This window comes from Gordonia sp. HS-NH1 (genome assembly GCF_001418765.1).
Classification (GTDB): Bacteria; Actinomycetota; Actinomycetes; order Mycobacteriales; family Mycobacteriaceae; genus Gordonia.
In genome coordinates, this window is sequence record NZ_LIYC01000003.1 from 247,340 (window position 1) to 254,614 (window position 7,275).

Below are 7,275 nucleotides of genomic sequence, written 5' to 3' on the forward strand. Positions count from 1 at the left end.
AACCCGATGTGCCTGATCCTCTTCGCGTGGAACACCCACCCCACCCAGCGTCTGATCGTGGCCGCCAACCGGGACGAGCAGCACCGCCGCCGCACGTTCGCGTTGTCGCACTGGGACGATCTGCCGATCATCGGTGGTCGCGACGCGGTGGCCGGCGGCACGTGGATGGCCGTCTCCGCCGAGGCTCCCGACCGGGTGGCGATGGTGACGAACGTCCGCGTCGGGCCGGCCAGGCGGACCGGCATCCGTTCGCGCGGGCAGCTTCCCGTGGACTACCTGCTCGGCGACGACGACCCGAAGGTGTACGCCCACCGCGTCCTGGACGACGCCGCCGCGTACGACCCGGTCAATCTGCTCGTCGCCGACCGGAACGAACTGTGGTGGATGACCAACCGGCCGGAGCCGCGCGCGGAGCGGGTCGCCGACGGCGTGCACGGACTCTCCAACGGTGCCCTGGACAACGACTGGCCGAAGGTCGTCGACGGGGCGACGGCGATGACGGACCTGGTCGCGGCCGACGGGCCGGACGAGCAGTATTTCGCCCTGCTGGCCGACCAGGATCGGCCGGACCCGTCGCGCCTGCCCGACACCGGCGTCGGCCCGCAGGCCGAAGCGGCGCTGTCGTCGTTGTTCATCAACATCCCCGGCTACGGCACCCGGGCGTCGACCCTGCTCCGTGTGGGATACGACGGGCACGGGTCGATGACCGAACGCCGCTACGGCTGGCGGGGCCGACGCCGTGGAACCACGACGCTGACCTTCTGATCAGTTGTGCACGAACGGGTTCGGTGACACGGGGAGGTCGAGCGCGGCACCGACTTCGGCGGTGAACAGCTCGCCGTGCCGTGTGCTCAGGCCCGAGGCGAGTGCCGGGTCGGTCGCGCATGCCTGCTCCGGTCCCGAATCGGCCAGTCGGAGCACGTAGGGGAGCGTCGCTCCGGTGAGCGCCTGCGTCGACGTGCGCGCGACGTTGCCGGGCATGTTCGCGACGCAGTAGAACACCGTGTCGTGGACGGCGAAGGTCGGGTCGGCGTGGGTGGTGGGTCGGGAATCCTCGAAGCAGCCGCCCTGGTCGATCGCGACATCGACGAGCACCGCGCCCGGCTTCATCCGGGCGACAGTGCCGTTCGAGACGAGGACCGGTGCCTTGGCGCCGGGGACGAGAACGGCTCCGATCACCAGGTCGGCGTGCACGACGGCTTCGTCGATCGCGAGCCCCGTGCTGTACCGGGTGTGGACCCGGCCGCCGAAGCGGGCGTCGATGGCGCGCAGTTTGGCGATGTCGATGTCGAAGACGGTGACCTGGGCGCCCATGCCGAGCGCGATCTGCGCCGCGTTGACGCCGCTGACGCCACCGCCGAGGACGACGACGTCGGCGGGTTCGGTCCCGGGGACACCGCCCATGAGCACGCCCCGTCCGCCCGCCGAACGCATCAGGTGATAGGCGCCCACCTGAGGTGCGAGGCGCCCGGCGACTTCGCTCATCGGCGCCAGGAGCGGAAGGGCGCCGTCGGCGGTCCGGACCATCTCGTAGGCGATGGAGGTGACGCCCGAATCGAGCAGCGCCTCCGTGCAGGCCCGTCCCGCCGCGAGGTGCAGGTACGTGAAGAGCGTGTGCTCGCGGCGCATCAGCGCGAACTCCGCGGCGATCGGTTCCTTCACCTTCAGGACCAGTTCGGCCTGGTCCCACACCTCGGCGGCGGTTCCCAGGATCTGTGCACCGGCCGCCTTGAAGTCGTTGTCGGAGATCGCCGAGCCCTCGCCGGCGCCGGCCTGGATCACGACGTCGTGACCTCGATGGTGGAGTTCGGTGACGCCGGCCGGGGTGATGGCCACCCGGTACTCGTGGTTCTTGATCTCGGTGGGGATGCCGATGCGCATGGTGACTCCGTATGGGTTCGCGGTCTCCTGAATGTTCCTCGGTGAACTGATTTCCAGAGTGAAGTAAAGTCGACCATGCCACAATGTGACTGAAGAATATTCTCGCCAGCTGCGGTCTGGCGACGATCGTGTGAAACGAGGGAGATTCGATGGCCGCGACTCCGAAGGATGTTCGGGCCGGTGAGCTGGACGCGACGGACCGAGAGCTGCTGCGCCTGCTCCAGTCGGATGCGCGGATGGCGAACAGCGAACTGGCGCAGCGCGTCGGCATCGCCGCGTCGACGTGCCACGGCCGCTTGCGCAGGCTCGTCGAACTCGGCATCATCCGTGGCTTCTTCGCCGATGTCGACCCGGCTGCGCTGGGGCGTCCGCTCCGAGCCATGGTCGCCGTCAGCCTGCAGTCCGACGCGCGCGGTCAGATCCGGCGGTTCGTCGGCGAGATCGCCACCCACGACGAGGTGATCGACGTCTTCTTCCTCGCCGGCGCCGACGACTACCTGCTGCACGTCGCCGCCGCCGACACGGAGGCGTTGCGACAGTTCGTCGAACGGCTCAACGGCCGGCCGGAGGTCGCCGGAACCACCACGTCGCTGGTGTTCGAGCACCGCCGCGGCGGTGCCCCGATCTTCTGAACCGGGACGCCACTAGACTGGCCCGGCAACGGTTGGGACGAGGCGGCGTCGACAAGAAGAGGTGGACATGAGCGGTATCAAGGTGGGCGTCCTGGGCAGCCAGGGCAAGGTCGGGCAGGCGATCGTCGCCGCGGTCGAGAATGCCGACGACCTCACCTACACCGTCGGAGTCGACAAGGGGGACTCACCGGAGTACTTCACCGACACCGAGACCCAGGTCGTCGTCGACTTCACCCATCCCGATGTGGTGATGGACAACCTGAAGTTCCTCATCGCCAACGGGATTCACGCCGTTGTCGGCACCACCGGATTCACCGAGGAACGTCTCGACACCGTCCGCGGCTGGCTGTCCGACAACCCCGGCGTGGGTGTTCTCATCGCACCGAACTTCGCGATCGGCGCCGTCCTGTCCATGCGTTTCGCCGCGCAGGCCGCCAAGTACTACGAGTCGGTCGAGGTGATCGAGCTGCACCACCCGCACAAGGCCGACGCCCCGTCGGGCACCGCCTATCGCACGGCGGAGCTGATCGGGCGTGCGCGGGCCGAGGCGGGTGTCGGGCGGAGCCCCGATGCCACGACGGAGGAACTCGACGGCGCCCGTGGCGCGGTCGTCGACGACGTGCGCGTCCACTCGGTGCGGCTCGCGGGACTCGTCGCCCATCAGGAGGTGCTGCTCGGCACCGCCGGTGAGACGCTCACCATCCGGCACGACTCCCTCGATCGCGCATCGTTCGCCCCCGGCGTGCTCCTCGGCGTGCGCAGCATCGCCGGCCGGCCGGGGCTCACGATCGGACTCGAAGAACTGATGGATCTCTGACCGATGACCCCCGCAGGCCCACCGGACGAGCCGGCCCACGACGACGACACCGAAGGCGGCGCACCGCGCCTGGGTCCCCGTGCGAAGGACTCCCGCCCGATCGTCTGGATGATCGCGTTCCTCGTCGTGGCGCTCATCGTGTACTTCGCGCTGCTCGGCTGGCGCGGCGTCCAGCTGATCGCCTCCGGCACCGTCGCGGGCGTCGGTCTGGGAGTCGGCGTCATCGCGCTACCGCTGATCGGGGCGTGGCTGGTCTACGCGACGCTGCGGGCGGGGCTCGAGCACCAGAAGCTCGCCGCCGTGATGGCCGACGAGGGTCGCGAACTCGACATCTCCCACCTGCCGCACCGTGCCTCCGGACGGATGGAACGCGATGCGGCAGACGAGCTCTTCGCACAGGTGAAGGCCGAGTGGGAGGCCGACCCGCACGACTGGCACAACACCTACCGCATCGCCCGTGCCTACGACTACGCCGGCGACCGCACCCGGGCCCGGTCGATGATGAAACGGGCCGTCGCCCAGTACCACGGCCGAGAGCAGTAGCCACATGAGCCGGCTGCTCATCGTCCACCACACGCCGTCACCGGCGTGCCAGGAGATGTTCGAGGCCGTCGTGTCCGGTGCGACCGACCCGGAGATCGAGGGCGTCGAGGTGGTCCGCCGGGCGGCGTTGTCGGTGTCGGCGAGCGACTTGCTGGAAGCCGACGGGTACATACTCGGCACCCCCGCGAACCTCGGATACATCAGCGGCGCACTGAAACACGCCTTCGATGTCAGCTACTACCAGATCCTCGACTCGACGCAGGGACGACCGTTCGGGCTGTTCCTCCACGGCAACCAGGGCACCGAAGGGGCTGTGCGAGCGGTCGATTCGATCACCGCCGGTCTCGGCTGGACCAAGGCCGCCGAACACGTCATCGTCTCCGGCGCCCCGGACAAGGAAGCCCGAGAAGCGTGTTGGGAGCTGGGCGCAACGGTCGCAGCACAGCTCATGACTTAGCCCGAAGGCCCGCATGAAACACAGTTATCCACAGGCGTGTATGGAGGTTGTCGGAGCCGCTGCTTACGATGATGAACGGCAGGCTCACCCGGGTCTGTCCTGAGACGCCGAGGCCCACGTGTGGCCGAGGGGGTCTTGAACGCTGAACGGGCGCGCACGGTCAGATTGTCGCGCGACTTCATAGGCGGCGAGGCGCGACTGCCACGAGAACGTGCTCATGTCGCCGGAAGCGGTACCGATCACTGCTGCTGTCATGGGGATAAAGCTAGACACCCGGGGGTGCAACGCAGCGCCGCTCACTCGGCCTGGAGTAGGCGACGATGACGAAAGGCGTTGGCATACTCAGAGTTTAACGACCACCTAGACGAACGTGAGCGTGCAGCCATCGGACCGCGTAGCGTCGCGTGATGACCATAGACAGCACAGTTTCGTGCGGTCACTCATCGATTGGACCGTACTTCCAGCCGTGGTCGACGGCACGGGCAAGCAGTGCCTTCGCGGTGTTGAGATGCGCGCCCTTCTCGGAGAACGGGACGCCGTTGTAGTCGATATGCCCGTGGGTGTCAGGTACGTCCTCGTTCATCGAGTCATCCCACGCGCTCAGCGGTCGACGTGCCTCGGAGCCATCAGGGGACTTGATCTCGACGGACTCGACCTCTTCGACTGTCACGCCCAGGACGCCCACCGGGGGTCGGTAGGGCGCACCTCGCTTCTCGCACCCCGCTTTGAGGGTGGCGGCGCGCTCGTTGTACGCGTCTTCGGCCGTTGCGACCGATCCCCGCGTGACCGAGAGCCGGTTCGAGTCGGCCCTGTCATTGGAGTTAAGCAGGAATGCATCGGGCGCGACCACGCCTTCAGATACGTACGCACGCGCAATTGGTCGGTAGAGCACCTGATCGGGCTGGGTAATGCGCTCGCGGGTCTTCTCCGCTCCCTCGTTCATGAGGTCGTCTCCGAGAGCCAAGAGTCAAGGGCGGCGACAAGATCGACGACGTCGGGAGAGACCTTGTCCTCGACGAAGGTACCGGCGGGTAGGTCGGTCGCATGTACATAGAGTGCGCCGGTCGGCTCCACCTCGATCGAGAGCTGGTTCTCGGCCTCTGGCCAAAAGAACCGGATGCCGCCGGGCTCGGTGGGGAACACCGCCCGGGTGATGTTGCCCAGGGAGATCATCGCGTCGATAACCGCCCGACCCCGCTCGACCACCGCCGCCACGATCGGTTCGCCAGACTCCCCATCGAGCCAGCCCTCACCGAGATCGGCGAGCGCTTCGACCGCAGCCCGAGCGGCGCGGGCATCCTCGGTGACGTCGACGACTTTGAGTGTCTTGACAGTGGCCAGCTTGGTCAGTCGACCGTCAGCGTTGAACTCTCCCATGCCCTCGGCTTCGCACTCGAATAGCTGGCGCGCGGAAGCGATCTCGACCGCAACATCGGACTCGCGGTACGGAACGGTGATGTCGCGCTTGTGCTCTCGATCGCGGACGGTCATCTTGCCTGAGAGAACGTGGAAGTCGATCACCTGTCCCTTGACGGTGGCGGGTTTGCGGGTCTCGACGGCGAGGCTATCGATGGCGTGGCTACGGGCGGACTGGGTATACCGAGGGCGACCCTTCCACTCGACGGCGTCAGTGGGCGCGACCTGAATCGCATCGCCAGTGTGGAGGGTTTGGCCGAGTCGCTTGACCTTGTTGGGCGGGAGGCGGCGCATGTCGGCGGGAATCTGACCCTCGTCGCTCAGAGCGAAGGAGATGAAGTCATCAACGGTGTTGAGGGCGCGGCCGTAGTACTCCTCGACCTCGTCCTCCTCGTCGAACGCAATCGTGCCGGGTCCGAGGTCGTATTCGAGCGTTGCGCGGCACGAGCCCTCGCCGATCTTCTGGACCAAGCGCAGGGCGATCCGGTCGTCGTACCCCTTCGGCATCCGCTTCTTGGTCGGGTAGCGATCGTGCCAGTAGAGCCGCACGAGCGAGCGGAGTATGTCTTCAAGGGCTGAGATCTCGACGAGTGATTCAGCTGGTATTCCTGGGGCGTTGAACCGTGCTCCGCTCAGGCGCATCGCCGCGACGACGCGGGTGTCCTGGTGGGGCTCGGTCATGGTCTGCAGGTTAGCCGAGCCCACCGACCTCGGGGACTCGAACCCCGGCGATCACGCCGCGCGCCGGAGCAGGCGAGCCACCGACGCCGACGACCACGGGCCACCCTTGCGGGTCGTCAGTCCCTCATCGCTAGTGACGTCGGCGATCGCACGTGTGCGAGACCGTCGGCGTGGAGCGAGCGCATACGGGTGAGCACAGTCTGCTCGGCCTCGTTGGGAACCAGCTCGCCCGCGGCGTCGCCGCATCGATACTTGAACGGGGGCTGCCCGTCCGCGTAACCACCGCTGGCCTTCTTGATGCGACGCCCGGCCTGCATTCGCTGCACGATCACCGACCGGTCGTACCGGGACACCGAAGGGGCTGTGCGAGCGGTCGATCGATCACCTCCGGCCTCGGCTGTACCAAAGCTGCGGTGCAGTCATCGTTTCGGGACCCCGGGCAAAGGCGACCGCGAAGCGCCCTGGGAGCTGGGTGCGACGGTAGCGGCGGGGTTGATGGAGGGGTGAGCGCGTGTTCCGCGGAACACCCTCGACCTTGGGTTGAGGCCGGGCGGATTGTCGGTGCTGGGCGATACATTTGTCCTGTTCCGTTCGCTTGGTTCAGGGGGTTGCGGTGGGGGTCAGTGCTTTTCGTAGCGGTGGGGATGTTGCGTCGATGTTCGACGGTGCGGATCCCGGGTCGTTGTCTGATGAGGTTCTCGAGGGGCGGGTGTTGGGGTATGCCGCGCAGATCACGGCGCTGACAGCGGATTTCCTTGAACTGGTGGGGGAATTGGACGAGCGGGAGTCGTGGCGGGGGCCGGGGATTCACTCACTGGCGCATTGGCTGTCGTGGAAGGCCGGCATTG

General features: G+C 67.3%; 9 protein-coding genes and 2 pseudogenes. 7 read left to right on the forward strand and 4 right to left on the reverse strand.

Features of this window, described 5'->3' with window-relative positions; translation table 11 throughout:
* Positions 1–6 precede the first annotated feature (6 nt).
* Entirely contained in the window at positions 7–765 is a 759-nt protein-coding gene (locus AMD30_RS04545; protein ID WP_055474817.1) for an NRDE family protein, read from the forward strand.
* Here the strand turns inward: AMD30_RS04545 and ald are convergent, their stop codons facing one another.
* Entirely contained in the window at positions 766–1,881 is a 1,116-nt protein-coding gene (gene ald, locus AMD30_RS04550; RefSeq protein ID WP_014926518.1) for an alanine dehydrogenase, read from the reverse strand.
* A 149-nt stretch (positions 1,882–2,030) separates the two neighbouring features.
* On the opposite strand from ald, the gene AMD30_RS04555 reads away from it, so the two are divergent.
* From AMD30_RS04555 to AMD30_RS04570, 4 genes are all read left to right on the forward strand, one after another.
* Complete coding sequence (locus AMD30_RS04555; RefSeq protein ID WP_055474818.1) at positions 2,031–2,513, forward strand: Lrp/AsnC family transcriptional regulator; 483 nt, start codon at positions 2,031–2,033, stop codon at positions 2,511–2,513.
* Between the two features lie 67 nt (positions 2,514–2,580).
* Positions 2,581–3,330 (forward strand): 4-hydroxy-tetrahydrodipicolinate reductase, encoded by a 750-nt coding sequence (gene dapB, locus AMD30_RS04560; RefSeq protein ID WP_014926520.1) that lies wholly within the window; start codon positions 2,581–2,583, stop codon positions 3,328–3,330.
* Positions 3,331–3,333: 3 nt separating this feature from the next.
* Positions 3,334–3,873, forward strand: a complete 540-nt coding sequence (locus AMD30_RS04565; protein ID WP_010841434.1) for a hypothetical protein — start codon at positions 3,334–3,336, stop codon at positions 3,871–3,873.
* Between the two features lie 4 nt (positions 3,874–3,877).
* The gene (locus AMD30_RS04570) at positions 3,878–4,330 is read left to right on the forward strand and encodes a flavodoxin family protein (protein ID WP_055474819.1); all 453 of its coding nucleotides are present in this window, start codon (positions 3,878–3,880) and stop codon (positions 4,328–4,330) included.
* A 436-nt stretch (positions 4,331–4,766) separates the two neighbouring features.
* Here the strand turns inward: AMD30_RS04570 and AMD30_RS04575 are convergent, their stop codons facing one another.
* The 3 genes from AMD30_RS04575 to AMD30_RS04585 form a co-directional block, all read right to left on the reverse strand.
* Positions 4,767–5,273, reverse strand: a complete 507-nt coding sequence (locus tag AMD30_RS04575) for a hypothetical protein (RefSeq protein WP_055474820.1) — start codon at positions 5,271–5,273, stop codon at positions 4,767–4,769.
* Positions 5,270–6,427 carry a hypothetical protein gene (locus AMD30_RS04580; RefSeq protein WP_156354141.1) on the reverse strand — a complete coding sequence of 386 codons (1,158 nt, stop codon included), beginning with the start codon at positions 6,425–6,427 and terminating at the stop codon, positions 5,270–5,272. Before AMD30_RS04580 ends, AMD30_RS04575 begins: the two co-directional genes overlap by 4 nt.
* Before the next feature lie 116 nt (positions 6,428–6,543).
* Positions 6,544–6,780 (reverse strand): hypothetical protein, encoded by a 237-nt coding sequence (locus tag AMD30_RS04585; protein WP_055474822.1) that lies wholly within the window; start codon positions 6,778–6,780, stop codon positions 6,544–6,546.
* Between AMD30_RS04585 and AMD30_RS25780 the strand changes: the two are divergent.
* Positions 6,779–6,934: pseudogene (locus tag AMD30_RS25780) on the forward strand (flavodoxin family protein); the annotation flags it as partial. The gene AMD30_RS04585 and the pseudogene AMD30_RS25780 overlap by 2 nt on opposite strands.
* A gap of 148 nt (positions 6,935–7,082) precedes the next feature.
* Positions 7,083–7,275: pseudogene (locus AMD30_RS25380) on the forward strand (HNH endonuclease); the annotation flags it as partial.

Bases quoted from the DNA above. Each gene is read 5' to 3' on its own strand.
- ald (WP_014926518.1), bottom strand. From the start codon at position 1,881: ATGCGCATCGGCATCCCCACCGAGATCAAGAACCACGAGTACCGGGTG.
- AMD30_RS04555 (WP_055474818.1), top strand. From the start codon at position 2,031: ATGGCCGCGACTCCGAAGGATGTTCGGGCCGGTGAGCTGGACGCGACG.
- AMD30_RS04575 (WP_055474820.1), bottom strand. From the start codon at position 5,273: ATGAACGAGGGAGCGGAGAAGACCCGCGAGCGCATTACCCAGCCCGAT.
- AMD30_RS04580 (WP_156354141.1), bottom strand. From the start codon at position 6,427: ATGACCGAGCCCCACCAGGACACCCGCGTCGTCGCGGCGATGCGCCTG.
- AMD30_RS04545 (WP_055474817.1), top strand. From the start codon at position 7: ATGTGCCTGATCCTCTTCGCGTGGAACACCCACCCCACCCAGCGTCTG.
- AMD30_RS04565 (WP_010841434.1), top strand. From the start codon at position 3,334: ATGACCCCCGCAGGCCCACCGGACGAGCCGGCCCACGACGACGACACC.
- dapB (WP_014926520.1), top strand. From the start codon at position 2,581: ATGAGCGGTATCAAGGTGGGCGTCCTGGGCAGCCAGGGCAAGGTCGGG.
- AMD30_RS04570 (WP_055474819.1), top strand. From the start codon at position 3,878: ATGAGCCGGCTGCTCATCGTCCACCACACGCCGTCACCGGCGTGCCAG.